Origin of the sequence: Paenibacillus sp. RS8 (assembly GCF_041956825.1) — a bacterium.
Taxonomy (GTDB): domain Bacteria; phylum Bacillota; class Bacilli; order Paenibacillales; family Paenibacillaceae; genus Paenibacillus_AQ.
Genome location: NZ_CP168131.1, coordinates 5812206 through 5829698, shown reverse-complemented (window position 1 = coordinate 5829698; position 17493 = coordinate 5812206). Strand labels below are relative to the sequence as shown.

Sequence of the window (17493 nt, the reverse complement as noted above, 5' to 3'; positions counted from 1 at the left end):
TCTCTCCGGAAGAGGCAAGAACACCTGTACGGAAGGAGGAAGTCCTTAATGAATATCCTACAAGCTATTACGCAAGAGCAACTTCGTAAAGATATCCCGAGTTTTCGCCCGGGTGACACTTTGAAGGTGCATGTAAAAGTTATCGAGGGAACTCGTGAGCGTATCCAGTTGTTCGAAGGCGTTGTAATCAAACGTCGTGGCGGTGGAATCAGTGAGACTTTTACGGTTCGTAAAATTTCTTACGGTGTTGGTGTGGAAAGAACATTCCCAATCAACTCGCCTAAAATCGAGAAAATCGAAGTGGCTCGTCGTGGTAAAGTGCGTCGTGCTAAACTTTATTACCTTCGTGAACTACGTGGTAAAGCAGCGAGAATTAAAGAAATTCGTCGCTAGAATAGTGACAAAGGAAAGGGGCTTGAGTTCAAGCCCCTTTCGTTTTATTATTTTTTTTGAAAATATAAGAAAGTATAAGTTTCACGTTATACATTATTCTTATATTTCTCGCATAAACGCTTACTGTCCTTAAAGGACGCAAAGGCGTTTTAACTTGGTATACAATGCGTACGACATATACGCTTGGGGATCAGCTTCTCCGAAAAGGCCTCCTGAAGGAGTATCTGTGGAGGGGTTTTTGGCAGGAGTTTTTTTGTGTTGTATAGTAAGAGTAGTATTTTAGAGAGGACGGTGAACTATGCAGCAGGAACAAAGTGAAACTTTGGAATCAAGCGCGCAGAACCCACGTAAACCCAAAAATGAAGTTTTGGAATGGATTAAAGCCATTGCGATTGCTTTAGTATTGGTTTTTCTGATCCGCTGGCTTTTGTTCAAGCCTTTTATTGTAGATGGACCTTCCATGCAGCCTAATTTCCATACGGGTGAACGTGTTATCGTAAATGAGATTTTGTACGATATTAGATCTCCGCAACGGGGCGAGGTTATAGTATTCCACGTGCCTTCTGAGGGTAGAGATTTTATTAAACGTGTAATTGGTGTAGCTGGAGATACCGTGAAAGTAGAAGGGGATGTAGTTACAGTTAACGGAGAGGTTGTTAACGAGACATATATCCAAGGCGCTATTGATGCTGCGCATAGTAACAACGCTCTGTATAATAATAAAGACTTCCCTAATGAAAAGTTTACGGATGGTACCGTACCTGAAGGACATGTATTTGTTATGGGGGATAATCGCTCGGATAGTACGGATAGCCGAATGATCGGTTATGTACCACTGGGGGATATAGTGGGTCGTGCAGATTTAATCTTCTGGCCGCTAAAGGATATTACACTGATTAACCATTAAGTTGACAGAAGTCAAAGGAGGTGACGGCAATGGCCATTCAATGGTTTCCTGGTCATATGACGAAGGCTAGGCGGCAAATCGAGGATAAGCTGAAGCTGATTGATGTTGTAATAGAATTGCTCGATTCCCGTCTGCCGCTTTCCAGCCGCAATCCGATGATTGACGATATTTTGCGGGACAAGCCAAGATTGATTATTTTGAACAAGGCGGATCTGGCAGATCCGGAGATTACACGGAAGTGGCTGGCGTACTTCAAGGGACAAGGGCATGTTGCTTATCCTGTTGATGCATCTACTGGAACGGGTATTAAGGAAATACCAGAGCAGGTCAAACTGCTGCTAAAAGAAAAGATTGACCGGCAGATCGCAAGAGGAATGAATCCGCGAGCTATGCGTGCATTGATTGTCGGTATTCCTAACGTTGGTAAATCAACACTCATTAACCGGATGGCTGGTAAGAGTATCGCTGCTACTGGTGACCGCCCTGGGGTAACCAAGGGTCAACAGTGGATTAAGACAGCCGGTAATTTGGAGCTTCTGGACACTCCGGGTATTCTTTGGCCGAAGTTTGAGGACCAAGATGTAGGTTATCGCCTAGCGGTAACGGGTGCAATAAAAGAAGAAATTCTGAATGTTGAGGACATCGCCTTTTACGCGGTGAAATATTTGGTGAAAGACTACGGATCTAGATTTCAAGAACGCTTTGGCATTGAGAAGCTTCCTGAGGATCTGGAGAATCCAGATGAGATCGTAGCTGTTATGGAAGCTGTGGGTCGTAAGCGCGGTTGTCTGATTAGCGGTGGACGTGTAGATCTGGAAAAAGCTTCCCGAGCCTTGTTGCATGAGCTGCGGGCAGGTAAGCTTGGACGTTTTACGCTGGAAACGCCTTAAGTGCATTGAATTCAGTGTTTAATGACTAGGTATGGAAGAGCCATCCGAAATTTCGGAGGCTCTTTTTTTATGGAATGGATCAAATTGGAACGTCTATTTTAAGATGACCATGTAAGCTTTACTGTGATAAGCTGACTTATATAGATCATTGAATAATTCATAATTGGCGGTGACAAAATAGTGAGTTCGTTAGATATGTTAGCCTATGAAAAAGAGGGCTGGGAACAGTCTTATCGCCGTATAGCAGGCGTAGATGAAGTGGGAAGAGGCTGCTTGTTTGGGGACGTCGTTGCAGCAGCAGTGATTTTGCCAGAGGGGCTTATTATTGATGGTGTAAATGATTCCAAAAAGCTTACAGCTAAAAAGAGAGACGCTTTATACGAGATTATTATGGAGCAAGCGCTGGCGGTAGGTGTGGGATATGTGGATTCTACTGTCATTGACGAAATTAATATCAAGCAAGCTTCACGCTTAGCCATGAAAAAAGCGGTAGAGAGTCTGGAACACATTCCTGACTATATGCTGATCGATGCTGAAAAGGTAGACCTCCCTTTGCCACAACGGGCAATTATTAAGGGGGATGCAAATAGTCAGTCTATTGCAGCAGCTTCGATTATTGCGAAAGTGACACGAGACAGGCTGTGTGAAGGTCTGTGGGAGGAATTATACCCTGAGTATGGGATTGCGATACATAAAGGTTACGCGACCAAGCTTCACCGGGAACAAATTACGGCTCTAGGTCCAACACCTATGCATCGGCGCAGTTTTATTGGGCGGATTCTCGCGGAGCAGCAAACGTTTTTCTAGAAGCCATGCTTAAAAAAGTAGGATGAATACCGATATAGTAAGAAGAGAGAAAATGGAGGGAGGAGAAACGGTATGAATATCGGAACATTGATCCGTGGATTACTTGGAGATCAAAAACCGGGCGCGGCCAAGTCTTTAGAGTTAAAAGAAGGGCAAGTTGTTCGTGGTGTTGTTCTCTCTGTATCGGATTCAGGAAAAGAAGCGGTTGTACAAATCCAAGGTACACCTGTTCGTGCGGAATTAGAAACACCGCTGCTGCCTGGAGAAACCATGAATTTACAGGTCGGACCACCCGGAGAAGGCGGATTACCCGTATTGAAGCCGGTCTCCCTCGGTGAAACGGCGTTAGTCACCCCTCAAAGCATGGGGGAAGCCTTGGAATCACTAGGGCTAGCTGATTCCAAAGCAGGTAGAGAAATCGTATTAGCGATGCAATCAGGGGGCGTCCCGCTGACCAAAGAGACAGCGGCTGCGCTGAATGCGGTAATGAGTGCCAAGCCAGCTGGTGTGCCTACATCAGAGTGGCTTGACGCGGCAGTCATTTCTGTAAAGCGGGGACTCCCTGTTACAGCTGAGAGTGTGAAAGGATTGCAGCAGGCTGTATTTGGTCCGCAGCTGCATCAGCTTTTGTCAGCACTAGAAGACCAGATTACGATATGGGCAGGGCAAATTGCTAGTGAAGAAACAATAACCGCGGAACCTAAAGCTGGAATGGGCACCAGTACTGGAAAGCTCGATCCTTCTGTAAATACTAGTGCAACAAGTGGGAATAACGTGGGTGTTGCTGAGAGTGACACTACAGAGGCGGATGCCATCCAATTGGCAGCCAGAGGAAATGGACAAGCTGTGAGTAAAGCTACTGATGGTACTGTCGCAAGCGGAAGTACTTCTCTTTCGGGAGGAGCCGCTGTAGATGCCTCCGGCCTTACGGCTACTATGACATCGGATGAACAAGGTGCACCAGTCAAAGCAGCTCTTAACATTACTTCTGATAATGAAACGGGTATTGCAACTGGTAAACCAGTAGCTCTTGATGAAACGGCTGAAGGTGCACAGATTTCCAAGGGTGCACTGGTTACGGAACCTGCGGCTGGTAAAACGACAGCTGCTACGCCTTCTAGCGCTCTGAATAATGCTTTAAGCGCTCAAGCTGATGTTGCGACGAGCAATCTTATCAGCTCCAGTCAAGGTGAGATTCAAGGTAATACCTTAAATTTGAATAAGGATGGAGCACTGGATAGTGCTATTCTTGCAGATAAGAGCTTGGCAATGAATATTGATAAGAGCGGGGCAGGGGTTGGTGGCGCGAGTGTGAGCGCCGAAGGCACTGCTGCTGGTGCTGCGCCCCAGGCAGCTGCACCTAGCGGTGCCGCCCTGCTCGCGAAGCTGCAGGGCGTGCTCACCGAGCTGCGCGGTTCCCTGCCGCAGCTCGCCATGCTCCCGCTCGCTGATGCGGCGGGAGCAAGCCCTGCCCCCGCGGCTGCTGCGCCGCGCGGGGAGACCCCGGCTGTGACGGCTTCGCCGATACAGCCGGACACCGCCCCACCCGCGGACGCGGAGTCGTGGGTGGGGCGGGTGCTGAAGCTGCTCGGTGCGGAGCACGAGCAGCAGGCAGTGCGCGGCGGCGCAGTAGCCGCCGCTGAGACGGCCCGCGCGGCGGCAGGTACGGCCGCGCTTGGCAGTGCAGGTGTCGGCAGCGATCAAGCTGCCGACACCCTGAAAGGCGTGCTGCTGCAGATCATGAGCAGCAGTGAGGTGCCGCCCGCGGTCAAAGAAGCCGCGAGCGGACTAGTGCAGCAGCTGACAGGACAACAGCTGTTGCTCAATACAGATCGAACGGCTCCTTTCGCGCAAGTGACTTTATTTTTGCCGCTGCAAGGTCCAGATGGGCAGGAGACAGCTTCCGTTCATATTCAGTCGCGTCGGGGACGCAAGGGTGAATTGGATGCAGCTAATTGCCGTCTCTGGTTTGATTTGGACATGAAGCAGATCGGTCAGACGCTGGTTGATGTACAGGTTGTTGATCGAATCGTTAGTCTTAAGCTGCATAATGATCATCCTTGGGTGCTTGAGCTGCTGGAACAGCGGCGTGATGATATTAAAACGGCAGTGGAATCTATTGGTTATCAGTTGTCGGGATTAAGAACTGAACCTTTACCGGAACTAAAACTATCTACAGAACTTGCCAATCCCCATAGCAAGCTTGTTGATTATGTTCCTGATGCTTATAAAGGAGTGGATTACCGTATATGAACGAAAATGAGCCTGTACCTCCAATTTCACAAGGGCTCAAAAAAGCGGTCGCTCTCAAATATAGCCCAGGACAAAGCGAGGCGCCTGTCGTTGTTGCCAAAGGACAAGGGGCGATAGCGGATCTGATTCTGCAAAAAGCTAAAGAGAGTGGGGTTGCTGTCCAAGAGGACGCAGCTCTCGTAGAAGTTCTTTCAAAGCTCGATCTAGATCAACAGATTCCATCTGAACTTTATCAGCTAGTGGCTGAAATCCTCAGCTTTGTGTATCAGAGCGACCGTTCCGCCGGTGAACGGAGACCGGAATGAAAGAGCGATACACAAGAGAGCGCTATAACCGCAAACAGAAGGGGGCCGCTGCTGAAGACGGGGCTGTGCAGTACTTATCTACTTGTGGATACAAGATCTTAGAACGAAATTGGCGTTGTCGAACTGGAGAACTTGATATTATTGCGGAGAACGAAGGCTGTATTATTATTGTTGAAGTTCGCAGTCGTAGTGGAGAGCTATATCAGGGGACTCCGGAGGAATCAGTGAATACTCGAAAAATACATCAAGTGCGAAATACAGCACAGGTTTATTTGCATATGAAAGGTTATGGTGATCGAAGAGTAACTTTTGACGTCATTAGCATTTTACTGAATGAAGATTTAAGCATCGCTTCTTTGGGGCATATACGTGAGGCTTTTTAAGCTGCACCCCATATTCTCGCTCCATTCATTATGGGCACTAGCATTCTTGTAAAAAAGTCTTTACATAGCCTCCGCGCAGTGGGTCATTTCTCAAAAGAAATGGGTAAACATTAGAGTAACTTTTTAATGTCATCATGAGGAGGGCTGTTTAAGTGAAGAATAAACCTTTTGAAATGCAGGTTAGTTTTGCTTGCCAATATTGCCAGCAGAAGATTGAAGTGAAATTTACCGCAGAACCAGTATCCGTTGTCTGTTGTGCAAATTGCAATAAGAACTTCACGGTTATGCGGCCCACTATAGCTGAGGAAATATTAATCGATTGGAAAAATGAGGCGCTATTTCAAAAAATCCGTGCTGATAAATCACAAAACAGCAATAGCAGTCTCTTAGCGCTTGTTATAAAAGTCATAGAGCTTCTTACATGGCGTGATAAAGGAAATGGACAGGTAGAAGCGATTAAAGAGATGCGTGGCTGGCTCATTGAGAATGAAGAGACTCCTCCTCTAGCTGAACTGATCCAGAGCGATAATAAAAAAAGATCACATAAGCGGCGTGACTGGAGATAATCATACAAACTATGATCAAAAAAGAAAGAAGGGTGAACATGGCTAACGTTTTTTTTACATCCGACCATCATTTTGGACATAAGTTGATTATTGATTTTGAATCCAGACCCTTTATAGATGTTGAGCAAATGAATGAAGCCATGATTGAGAGTTGGAATTCAGTAGTGGGTCCGGATGATAAAGTGTTTCATTTGGGTGACTTTTCGTTTCTTAACAAGGAAGCGACACGTGCTATTGTGCGGAGGTTACATGGTTATAAGACTCTGATTCTCGGCAATCATGATCGCGGGCGCAGTCGTAGGTGGTGGCTTGAAGCAGGCTTTGACGAGGTAAGTGAATATCCGCTGATTTACAAGGACTTCTTTTTTCTCTCCCATGAACCAATGTATATGAATAAGCATATGCCTTACGTAAATGTGCACGGTCATATTCACGGTCAAAAATATGAGGGGAATAATTATTTTAATATTTGTGTGGAGCATTGGAACTATAAACCGTTGACCTTTGAACAGATCAGAGACTCTGTAGTAGTCAGTGAAGAAGGATGATTTAGGTCTAAAGGGTTACGGATGCGCATTTATGCAATATAGTTTTTTGCTGATAATTATTGAATAATTGTTGATTACGATAAGTTTCTCTCTATATAATAAGATATAATAGCTATTTTATAGTCGGAAAATAAGGAAGCACCTTTTTTCTTGAAGATTTGACGCCCAATCAGGGGTGTATTTCAGGAGATGAGGTGTTTTTATGTATGGAAAAATGCATAGTGCGTGCTTGTATGGAATTGAAGGGGTAATGATTGGTGTTGAAATTGATCTTGCGAATGGATTACCGCAGACAAATATCATTGGCTTACCGGATTCAGCGATTCGTGAGGCGGTAGAACGAGTAAGAGCCGCCGTTAAGAACTGCGGTTATCGCTATCCACAGCAGCGCATCACGATAAATCTAGCTCCAGCCGACCTACGAAAAGAAGGCTCCGCCTTTGATCTTGCGATTGCTCTGGGAATACTGATTACTAGTGGTCAAGTGGTTATGCCCTCAGCTAAAGAGGTACTCTTCATTGGAGAGCTTGCGCTCGATGGCAGTCTGCGGCCAGTATCAGGAGTACTGCCGATGGTGGAAGCTGCCCGGAAGAATGGATTTAAGGCTGTTCTGCTCCCGGAAGGCAATGCAGTCGAGGCAGCTTTGATCAGTGGCATTAACATTTACGCAATCGACCATTTGCGAGCTTTAGCGAACCCAGAAGAACAGCAGTCCAACTCAGCAATGGATATAAAAGGGAGCAACGAGCAGTATCAATTGAATGGGAGAGATTCGGTAGAAAAACCGTCTATATCAACTCTTCCTTTTCCTGTATCTGTAAGCAAGGGGATGGATCTAAATGAACGACCTCCGGTACTTGTCCTTTCTTTGGAACATCTTAAATATACCCCGATTTACGGTACTTCTGAGGTCTCCTCGTGTGCAATGAATGAGATGATGGATGATTACAGTGATGTGCTTGGTCAACAGCATGTAAAAAGAGCCCTAACCATTGCGGCAGCGGGCATGCATAATATTTTGCTCATGGGTCCACCCGGTACAGGGAAGACGATGCTGATTAAACGACTCCCGAGCATACTTCCAAAATTGACTGAGAGTGAGGCACTTGAGGTAACCAAAATTTTTAGCGCAGCAGGAACTTTAAAAGATGCCCACAACGGCTTGCTGCGTAGTCGTCCTTTTCGCTCTCCGCATCATACGATATCAGCCGCAGGCCTTATTGGGGGTGGGGGAATTCCGAAGCCGGGTGAAGTCAGTCTCGCCCATCGAGGTATTCTCTTTCTAGATGAATTGCCCGAATTTTCTCGGAATGTACTAGAAGTGTTGCGTCAACCGCTCGAAGATGGGGTTGTTACTATAAGTCGTGCTCGTGCTTCCTTTACCTATCCTGCAAAATTCATGCTCGCTGCATCGATGAATCCATGTAGCTGTGGTTATTTTGGGAGTGGGCTTTCCCAACAACATTGTACTTGCAGTCCCGCTAGGATTGCTCAATATCGCGCAAAGATATCAGGCCCCTTATTGGATCGTATTGATTTACAAGTGGATGTTCCTCGCCCCAAGGAATGGGGTCGACAGGGGCATGCTTTATCTTCGGCTGAGATGTATGCAGCGGTGATGGCGGCACAGGCGATACAAGCTAAACGGTTTAAACGCTTGCCTATTTCTTGGAACAGTGAACTTTCTGGCGCTTCACTTCGGCGCTATGCAAGTCTTAGCCGTGAAGGTGCCGAATTGCTGTATGATATTCTGGAGAATTTAGGTCTAAGTATGCGAGCGCATGATCGAATAATTAAGCTATCCCGTACAATAGCTGATCTGGAAGGCGTACAGGATATTACTTCTGCTCATCTTGCGGAGGCTGTACAGTACCGTAATTTAGACCGGCAAGTGATGACAGAAGAATAAATAAAATAGAGCAGCGATTCCCGATAATGGCGAATGGCTGCTCTGGAATTTTGGGCCAATGATTCCGCCCGAGGATGTTTTTATAGCTGCTTACAGTACATTCAATTCAACAGCGATATTGCCACGAGTTGCGCGGGAGTAAGGGCACGCGCCATGAGCTGCTTCTACTAAAGAAGTTGCAGTTTCTCTGTCAACACCTTTAACCAGCACATCAAGCTTAACTGCGATGCCGAAACCTCCATCTTCAACTTTACCGAAGCTGACCGTAGCCGTTACTTCACTACCTTCAATTTTCACCTTTCCGAGTCGAGCAACCATGTTTAGCGCGCTATCGAAACAAGCGGAATATCCCGCTGCAAATAGTTGTTCAGGGTTTGTACCTTCGCCGCCGGCACCTCCCATTTCGCGTGGTGTACTGATTGTAAGATTGAGCTTAGGGCTTTCTGATTCGATATAACCGTTTCTTCCTCCTACGGCTTTAACAGTTGTTTCATACATTTTTTGCTGAATAGTCATCATATTGTATCTCTCCAATTCCAAATTAGTTTGTGTACAATCTAATTTAACACAATTAATGTAAAAGTCAAATTGATTTTTCGCTATTAACATGATGTTATGAGTGAATTATGATAAAATAAAGGAATAAGGCAGGTGAATAAGATATGAAAATGAATGAAGAAGATACGCAAAAGATGACGACCACACCTGAGCTGCTGATTGAGAATCAACTTTGTTTTACCATTTATGCTTGCTCTCGTGAGATGACAAAGCTGTATCAACCTTATTTGGATAAGATCGGTTTAACATACTCGCAATATCTAGTAATGCTTGTATTATGGGAACGGCAGCAATGTACAGTTAAGGAAATCGGTGAGGCGCTATTTTTGGATTCGGGTACGCTGACGCCTCTTTTGAAACGTCTGCAGGCTGCAGGTTTAATCGTGCGTGAGCGTTCGACACAAGATGAGCGAAAAGTTCTGATATCATTAACGGAACAGGGCTGGGCTCTTCAAAGTAATGCGGCTTGCATTCCAGGTAAGATGATGGAAGAAACTACGATGTCCAGTGTTGAGACTTTAGAGCTGCTTGAACAGTTCAAAAGCTTGCTGAACCGTGTTCATGAGGCGAACACTCAGGTTAGTAAAAAGTAAGTGTCTTCCGCAGTCAATGCGATCGTTCGCATTCCGGCATGAAACCAAGCGAAAAAATGTGTACAAATCATGAATATATTTAAGGAAAGCGTTTTAAAAACATGTTACACTATTCTGGGTTCCTTTATATGGCATATAGGTAAGTATAAGCTTAGTCTTATAGATTTACTCAATGTCTCTCACAGAAACAAGGCCATTCTTATAGGAGTGGTAGAACAGTTTCTGCTGGTTCCGGAATAGTGCTGCATGTTTAGCATGAGCCTATCCCTAACCCCGCGGCAATCAAAACGGAAGGCGAGATGACAACAGGCTGCCTGTTAGGTCACCACGCTACTTTAGGAGGCTACCGCTATGAATATCCACGAGTATCAGGGAAAAGAAGTGCTTAAGAAGTACGGTGTGGCCGTACCGAATGGAAAAGTAGCTTATACAGTGGAGGAAGCGGTAGAAGCCGCAGAGTCACTGAGTACACCGGTTGTTGTAGTCAAAGCTCAGATTCACGCAGGTGGACGCGGTAAAGCTGGAGGCGTAAAGGTTGCTAAGAATATCGATGAAGTGCGTACTTACGCAACCGAGATTCTAGGCAAGACCTTGGTTACTCACCAGACTGGTCCGGAGGGTAAGGTAGTAAAGCGGCTTCTCATAGAAGAGGGCTGTCAAATTGTTAAAGAGTATTACATCGGTATCGTTGTTGATCGAGGAACGGGTCGAGTGGTCATGATGGCTTCTGAAGAAGGAGGCACAGAGATTGAAGAGGTTGCAGCAACACATCCGGAGAAGATTTTTAAAGAAATCATTGATCCGGCAGTAGGTTTGCAGACTTTCCAAGCTCGTAAGCTAGCTTACAGCATCTCTATTCCGAATGAATTGGTAGGCAAGACTGTAAAGTTTATGCAAGCGCTATATCTAGCTTTTGTGGATAAAGATTGCTCTATTGCCGAAATTAACCCATTGGTAGTTACAGCGGATGGTAATGTGATGGCTCTAGACGCTAAGTTAAATTTTGATCCCAATGCTTTGTTCCGCCACAAGGATATTCAAGAGCTTCGGGATCTAGATGAAGAAGATTTGAAAGAAATCGAAGCCTCGAAGTATGACCTAAGCTATATTGCGCTTGATGGCAATATTGGTTGTATGGTGAACGGTGCAGGCCTAGCGATGGCAACGATGGATATTATTAAATATTACGGAGGCGAACCCGCCAACTTCCTCGATGTAGGGGGCGGTGCAACAACCGAGAAAGTTACTGAAGCTTTTAAAATCATTCTATCGGATGAAAAGGTAAATGGAATTTTCGTTAACATATTCGGCGGTATTATGCGCTGTGATGTTATTGCTAACGGTGTTGTGGAAGCGGCCAGTCAATTGGGATTGACCAAACCGCTTGTTGTGCGTCTAGAAGGAACAAATGTTGGATTGGGCAAGCAAATTTTGGCTGGATCGGGACTTAACATTGTAGCTGCTGATTCTATGGCGGACGGTGCCCGTAAGATTGTATCTCTTGTGCAATAATGGCTTGGAAGTAGGAGCCAGTTATCGTATTTGACAATATAAGTAGGGATGTGACTTAAGGCATGAGCATTCTTGTAGATAAAAATACGAAAGTTATCACGCAAGGTATTACGGGAGCAACGGGCTTGTTCCATACTAAGGGTGCGCTGGATTATGGGACACAAATGGTTGGAGGAGTAACGCCGGGCAAAGGTGGAACGACAGTTAATATCACCCTTGAAAATGGCAGTGAAGTTAGTCTTCCGGTATTTGATACTGTTGCAGCCGCTAAGGCAGCTACTGGAGCAACTGCTAGTGTAATTTATGTACCACCAGCATTCGCAGCAGACTCCATCATGGAGGCTGTTGATGCAGAGCTGGATTTGGTTATTTGTATTACCGAAGGTATTCCCGTACTTGATATGGTAAAAGTCTCACGTTATATGGAAGGCCGTTCTACAGTGTTGATCGGTCCGAACTGTCCGGGTGTTATCACTCCTGGAGAGTGTAAGATTGGAATCATGCCTGGTTATATTCATATGCCTGGTTATGTTGGAGTAGTCTCACGTAGCGGAACGCTAACCTATGAGGCTGTTCATCAGCTAACCACACGTGGAATTGGGCAATCTTCTGCTGTAGGTATTGGCGGGGACCCGGTTAAAGGCTCTGAGTTTATTGATATTTTGAAGCTGTTTAATGAGGATCCGGGTACGAAGGCAGTTATCATGATTGGAGAGATCGGTGGTACTGCAGAGGAAGAAGCGGCAGAGTGGATTCGTGAACATATGACCAAACCGGTTGTAGGTTTCATTGGAGGAGCAACTGCTCCTCCAGGCAAACGCATGGGGCATGCTGGCGCTATCATTTCTGGAGGTAAGGGTACGGCTAGTGAAAAAATTGCCGTACTGGAAGCTTGCGGAATTAAGGTAGCCCCTACACCTGCTGAAATGGGCTCAACGCTCGTAAGTGTGCTAGAAGAACGTGGTATTCTCAATGCTTTTACATCGCACTAATGATTGACGTTATGACATGTAAATCACTCCACGTAGTGAGGTTATTTCGTGTATAATTAATTTAAGAGGTAAGCAACCTTTTGTTCCTATCCAGGGATGAAAGGTTGCTTTTTTTATTTTAAATAGAAATTTATAGAATTTAAAGAAATGCTTGCGTTTTCAGAATGTGTAACACAAAATAGGGAAGGCTAGGCCTTCCATGTTAAGGAGCGAAAAATGATATGGAAGAACGGGAACTACTATTCGGCTTTAATGAAGTGGAAGGTATTGGCTGGAAAACAATCGACAAGATTCGCAGAGCCGGGCTTTTGTCAGAAAAAGCATTTTCTTGTAGCGCAGAAGACTGGGAAAAGATTGGGTTGACCGAGAAAATGTCGATTCATCTTGCTTCCATATACACATTGGAGTGGATAGCAAACCGCCGCTTACTAATGAAAGAAAGTGCTGTGAACATGGTTACGGTTTTTGATGCAGGCTATCCAAATTTATTGAAGGAGACAGTTCAGCCGCCATGGATTCTTTATTATCGTGGGCGTTTGGAACTGTTATCGACACCCAGTGTGGCGATGGTCGGTACTCGTGTGCCAACAGCTTATGGACGGAAGGTAGGGGAGATCCTCGCGGAAGAGCTTTGTACAGCTGGTCTAACAGTGGTTAGCGGATTAGCTAGGGGGATTGATAGTGTGTGTCATGAAGCTGCACTAAGACGCGGTGGAGGCACTATAGCGGTAGTAGCTACAGGACTTGATCGGGTCTACCCTCCCGAGAATAAGGAGCTTGAGCGATTGATTTCCCGTGATGGGCTAGTGCTCACAGAGTATCCCCTTGGAACCAAAAGTCATCCTGGGTTATTTCCGCAGCGCAATCGTATTATTGCAGGTCTCACATACGGAACAGTAGTTGTTGAGGCGGATAGTAGAAGTGGGTCACTCATTACCGCTGATGCTGCCTTGGAAGCAGGACGTGATGTTTTTGCTGTCCCTGGACCGATAACATCCCCTAAAAGTAGAGGTGCTCTTGATCTAATTAAACAGGGGGCAAAACTGGTAACCAGTGCATTAGATATTTTAGAAGAATATACTTCTTATCTCCCGATAAACCGTTCAAAAGCGGATGAAAGCTGTCCCCCAAAACAGGTGATTGATGACTTATTAATTGAAAAGAAATTGACAAATGAGGAGTCACACCTATACCATATACTGCATCAAGGCCCCTTTATTTTGGACGATCTGCTTGTGAAGACTGGATGGGATTTTGGACATTTGCATTCAGTTCTGTTATCTTTAATCATAAAAAAAGCGGTAGTACAATTACCAGGAGCTATTTATAAGGTAATTTAATATAGAGGTACGAGTGTTAACGAGGAGGAAGAGTCTATGGCAGATGCATTAGTAATTGTCGAATCGCCCGCAAAAGCGAAGACAATTGGCAAATATCTAGGTAGTAAGTATATTGTGAAGGCATCTATGGGACACATCAGAGATCTACCGAAGAGCCAAACGGGTGTCGAAGTGGAGAATAATTTTAATCCTAAATATATTACTATTCGTGGTAAAGGTTCTATATTGAAGGAATTGAAAGACGCCAGTAAAAAAGTGAAAAAAGTATATCTCGCAGCTGACCCTGACCGCGAAGGGGAAGCGATCGCCTGGCACTTGGCGCATGCACTAAATTTGGATCAAACACAGGAATGTCGAGTTGTATTTAATGAGATCACCAAACAAGCGGTGAAGGATGCTTTTAAGACGCCACGCAAGATTAACATGGATCTTGTGAATGCGCAGCAAGCAAGACGTATACTGGATCGGCTGGTAGGTTACAAGATTAGCCCCCTATTATGGAAGAAAGTCAAAAAAGGGTTATCGGCTGGACGTGTTCAATCAGTAGCTGTAAAGATCATAATGGATCGTGAGAATGAAATCTCCGCTTTTGTACCTACTGAATATTGGAGCATTACGGCAAAGCTAGGGATTCGAGATTCCGTCTTTGAAGCTAAGTTTCATAAGCTGAACGGTGTGAAGAAAGAACTTAATCAAGAGAGCGATGTTCAAGAGGTCCTTGAGGCAATCAAAAACGCAGCTTTTAAGGTGAGTAATGTGAAAGAGAAGGAAAGACAACGGCATCCTTCGGCTCCTTTTACAACAAGTTCCCTTCAACAAGAAGCCGCACGTAAACTTGGGTTCCGAGCAGCTAAGACAATGTCTGTTGCCCAGCAACTATACGAAGGTGTGGAACTAGGCAAAGAGGGAACCGTAGGTTTGATCACTTATATGCGTACGGACTCGACTCGCTTATCTGTCACAGCACAGGATGAAGCTAAAGAGCTGATTACTGCTAAATATGGTGAAAAGTTCTTACCAGAGGCGCCGCGCCAGTATTCAAAGAAAGCAGCTGGAGCCCAAGAAGCGCATGAAGCGATTCGACCAACTTCAGCACTTCGTGAACCTGAGATGGTTAAAGAGTTCTTGAGCCGCGATCAATTCCGTCTTTACAAGCTGGTTTGGGAGCGGTTCGTATCCAGTCAAATGGCTTCAGCTCTTCTTGATACACTCTCAGTTGATATAGAAGCGGGTACGGCAACATTCAGAGCCGTAGGTTCGAAGGTTTCATTCCCAGGGTTCATGAAGGTTTATGTGGAAGGCAACGATGATGGGACTACAGATGAAGATAAGTATTTACCGCCTCTTCAAGCGGGAGATGCTTTAAATAAGCAAGAGATCGAGCCGAAGCAGCATTTTACACAGCCGCCGCCGCGTTATACAGAAGCAAGGCTTGTAAAGACTCTTGAGGAATTAGGAATAGGACGCCCAAGTACGTATGCACCAACACTTGAAACTATTCAGAAGCGTGGTTATGTAGCTATTGAAGAGAAAAAATTCATGCCTACAGAGCTTGGAGAACTAGTCATCGAGCAGATGGAACAATTTTTTCCGGAAATATTGAACGTAGAGTTTACGGCGAATATGGAAGGGGATCTTGACCATGTGGAAGAAGGATCAGAAGATTGGGTAAAGGTTCTTTCCGAATTCTATGAGTCTTTCGAGAAGCGCTTAGTGTTTGCCGAAGAAGAGATGAAAGAAATTGAGATTGAAGATGAAGTCTCTGATGAGATCTGCGAGAAATGTGGTAAACCACTAGTATATAAATTAGGGCGTTTCGGGAAATTTCTAGCATGCTCTGGCTTTCCAGATTGCCGGAATACGAAGCCGATCATCAAAGATATCGGTGTAACTTGTCCTAAGTGTCATGAAGGTAAAGTTGTAGAGCGTCGTAGCAAAAAAGGACGTGTCTTCTATGGCTGCGATCAATATCCCGGCTGTGATTTCGTCTCTTGGGATAGACCTTCCACTAAGCCATGTCCATCTTGCGGGGCTTGGATGATTGAGAAACGCAATAAGCAAGGCACCAAGCTGCAATGTACGTCTTGTGATCATACAGAGGCAGTTTTAGACAACGAAGAAGAGTTAGCAGAATAATAGTCTCCACAGGAGGAAAGAAGACAGTGACAGATACAGCAAAGGTAACAGTAATTGGAGCAGGTCTAGCAGGAAGTGAAGCGGCCTGGCAAATAGCTTCTCAAGGCGTACCGGTAAGATTGTATGAAATGAGACCAGTGGTGAAGACACCGGCACACCACACGAATCAATTCGCAGAGCTAGTGTGCAGTAACTCTTTGCGTGCAAATGGTCTAGGCAATGCGGTAGGTGTATTAAAGGAAGAAATGCGACGTTTGAATTCCCTTGTATTAGGTGCAGCTGATCGCCACGCTGTACCTGCTGGCGGCGCACTTGCCGTAGATAGGGACGGTTTTTCGGGAGAAATTACGAGTACATTGCATAATCATCCGCTCGTGGAAGTCATAAATGAAGAACTTACGCATATACCGGAGGAAGGGATTGTTGTTATTGCAACAGGTCCGCTTACCTCACCCGCTTTATCTGCAGAAATTAAGGGACTGTTAGGTGAAGAGTATTTCTATTTTTATGATGCTGCTGCACCGATTGTTGAGAAAGACAGTATTGATATGAATAAAGTATATCTGGCTTCCCGTTATGACAAAGGAGAAGCGGCATATCTGAACTGTCCAATGACTGAAGAGGAGTTTGACGTGTTTTATGATGCGTTGATTTCTGCGGAGACGGCAGCGCTCAAGGATTTTGAGAAAGAGATATACTTCGAGGGCTGTATGCCTATTGAAATCATGATGAAGCGCGGTAAGCAAACAGCATTATTTGGACCGATGAAACCTGTAGGACTTATTAATCCGCACACAGGTAAGCTTCCATATGCGGTAGTTCAGCTTCGCCAGGATAACGCTGCTGGAACGCTTTACAATCTTGTTGGCTTTCAAACGCATTTGAAATGGGGCGAACAGAAGCGTGTATTCTCGCTGATTCCGGGTCTTGAGAACGCTGAGTACGTTCGGTATGGCGTAATGCATAGAAATACCTTTATTAATTCCCCTAAACTCTTGCATCCTACTTATCAAATGAAGGGCAAGGAAAGGCTGTACTTTGCTGGACAGATGACAGGTGTAGAAGGTTATGTAGAATCAGCGGCCTCAGGCTTGATTGCCGGCATTAATGCTGCTAGAGCCGCACTCGGTCAAGAAGGACTGATCTTCCCTCAGGACACGGTGCTTGGCAGTATGCCTGCTTATATCACTTCTGCTGATCCGGAGCATTTTCAGCCTATGAATGCCAATTTTGGCCTTTTGCCGAAGGTAGAGAAGAAAATCCGTAATAAAAAAGAAAAGAATGAGATGCTAGCGCATCGTGCACTTGACAGTCTTGCCGAGTATGCTAATCGTACGGGCATCGCTTATACTGAGCCGGAGGCTGTCGATAACGAAAGTCCATCATCTTAAGGAGGTAACT

At 45.3% G+C, this 17493-nt stretch carries 17 protein-coding genes; 16 read left to right on the top strand and 1 reads right to left on the bottom strand.

Going from position 1 to position 17493, the window contains the following annotated elements; genetic code table 11:
• The first annotated feature begins 48 nt into the window (after positions 1–48).
• The 10 genes from rplS to ACDZ28_RS27420 all read left to right on the top strand — a co-directional run bounded on the left by rplS (position 49) and on the right by ACDZ28_RS27420 (position 8961).
• Entirely contained in the window at positions 49–393 is a 345-nt protein-coding gene (rplS, locus tag ACDZ28_RS27465; RefSeq protein WP_042128973.1) for a 50S ribosomal protein L19, read from the top strand.
• A gap of 298 nt (positions 394–691) precedes the next feature.
• Positions 692–1300, top strand: coding sequence for a signal peptidase I (lepB, locus tag ACDZ28_RS27460; protein WP_042128972.1), 609 nt, complete (start codon positions 692–694; stop codon positions 1298–1300).
• A 29-nt stretch (positions 1301–1329) separates the two neighbouring features.
• Positions 1330–2190: a ribosome biogenesis GTPase YlqF gene (gene ylqF / locus ACDZ28_RS27455; protein WP_042128970.1), complete on the top strand. Its 861-nt coding sequence runs from the start codon at positions 1330–1332 to the stop codon at positions 2188–2190.
• A gap of 195 nt (positions 2191–2385) precedes the next feature.
• Positions 2386–2997: a ribonuclease HII gene (locus ACDZ28_RS27450; protein WP_076119543.1), complete on the top strand. Its 612-nt coding sequence runs from the start codon at positions 2386–2388 to the stop codon at positions 2995–2997.
• Between the two features lie 72 nt (positions 2998–3069).
• Positions 3070–5250, top strand: coding sequence for a DNA ligase (locus ACDZ28_RS27445; RefSeq protein ID WP_375103301.1), 2181 nt, complete (start codon positions 3070–3072; stop codon positions 5248–5250).
• Positions 5247–5555 carry an EscU/YscU/HrcU family type III secretion system export apparatus switch protein gene (locus tag ACDZ28_RS27440; RefSeq protein ID WP_042128964.1) on the top strand — a complete coding sequence of 103 codons (309 nt, stop codon included), beginning with the start codon at positions 5247–5249 and terminating at the stop codon, positions 5553–5555. The genes ACDZ28_RS27445 and ACDZ28_RS27440 overlap by 4 nt, the downstream gene beginning before the upstream one ends.
• Positions 5552–5938, top strand: coding sequence for a YraN family protein (locus ACDZ28_RS27435; protein WP_339287166.1), 387 nt, complete (start codon positions 5552–5554; stop codon positions 5936–5938). The genes ACDZ28_RS27440 and ACDZ28_RS27435 overlap by 4 nt, the downstream gene beginning before the upstream one ends.
• Before the next feature lie 152 nt (positions 5939–6090).
• Positions 6091–6504, top strand: coding sequence for a hypothetical protein (locus ACDZ28_RS27430; RefSeq protein WP_139328534.1), 414 nt, complete (start codon positions 6091–6093; stop codon positions 6502–6504).
• A 38-nt stretch (positions 6505–6542) separates the two neighbouring features.
• The gene (locus ACDZ28_RS27425; RefSeq protein ID WP_339287163.1) at positions 6543–7052 is read left to right on the top strand and encodes a phosphoesterase; all 510 of its coding nucleotides are present in this window, start codon (positions 6543–6545) and stop codon (positions 7050–7052) included.
• 202 nt (positions 7053–7254) lie between these two features.
• A complete protein-coding gene (locus ACDZ28_RS27420) occupies positions 7255–8961 on the top strand; it encodes a YifB family Mg chelatase-like AAA ATPase (protein ID WP_339287161.1) in 1707 nt (568 codons plus the stop codon).
• A gap of 90 nt (positions 8962–9051) precedes the next feature.
• Here ACDZ28_RS27420 and ACDZ28_RS27415 read toward each other — a convergent pair whose 3' ends face one another.
• On the bottom strand, positions 9052–9480 hold the full coding sequence (locus ACDZ28_RS27415; RefSeq protein WP_042128957.1) for an organic hydroperoxide resistance protein: 429 nt from the start codon (positions 9478–9480) through the stop codon (positions 9052–9054).
• 143 nt (positions 9481–9623) lie between these two features.
• Between ACDZ28_RS27415 and ACDZ28_RS27410 the strand changes: the two genes are divergently transcribed.
• The 6 genes from ACDZ28_RS27410 to trmFO all read left to right on the top strand — a co-directional run bounded on the left by ACDZ28_RS27410 (position 9624) and on the right by trmFO (position 17483).
• The gene (locus tag ACDZ28_RS27410) at positions 9624–10112 is read left to right on the top strand and encodes a MarR family winged helix-turn-helix transcriptional regulator (protein WP_212567874.1); all 489 of its coding nucleotides are present in this window, start codon (positions 9624–9626) and stop codon (positions 10110–10112) included.
• Between the two features lie 351 nt (positions 10113–10463).
• Positions 10464–11624, top strand: coding sequence for an ADP-forming succinate--CoA ligase subunit beta (gene sucC, locus ACDZ28_RS27405; protein WP_042128955.1), 1161 nt, complete (start codon positions 10464–10466; stop codon positions 11622–11624).
• Positions 11625–11686: 62 nt separating this feature from the next.
• A complete protein-coding gene (gene sucD, locus ACDZ28_RS27400; RefSeq protein ID WP_042128953.1) occupies positions 11687–12616 on the top strand; it encodes a succinate--CoA ligase subunit alpha in 930 nt (309 codons plus the stop codon).
• Positions 12617–12837: 221 nt separating this feature from the next.
• Complete coding sequence (gene dprA, locus ACDZ28_RS27395; RefSeq protein ID WP_375103300.1) at positions 12838–13956, top strand: DNA-processing protein DprA; 1119 nt, start codon at positions 12838–12840, stop codon at positions 13954–13956.
• A gap of 36 nt (positions 13957–13992) precedes the next feature.
• Positions 13993–16092, top strand: a complete 2100-nt coding sequence (gene topA / locus ACDZ28_RS27390) for a type I DNA topoisomerase (RefSeq protein ID WP_042128949.1) — start codon at positions 13993–13995, stop codon at positions 16090–16092.
• Positions 16092–17483, top strand: coding sequence for an FADH(2)-oxidizing methylenetetrahydrofolate--tRNA-(uracil(54)-C(5))-methyltransferase TrmFO (trmFO, locus tag ACDZ28_RS27385; protein ID WP_339291389.1), 1392 nt, complete (start codon positions 16092–16094; stop codon positions 17481–17483). Before topA ends, trmFO begins: the two co-directional genes overlap by 1 nt.
• Positions 17484–17493: the final 10 nt, after the last annotated feature.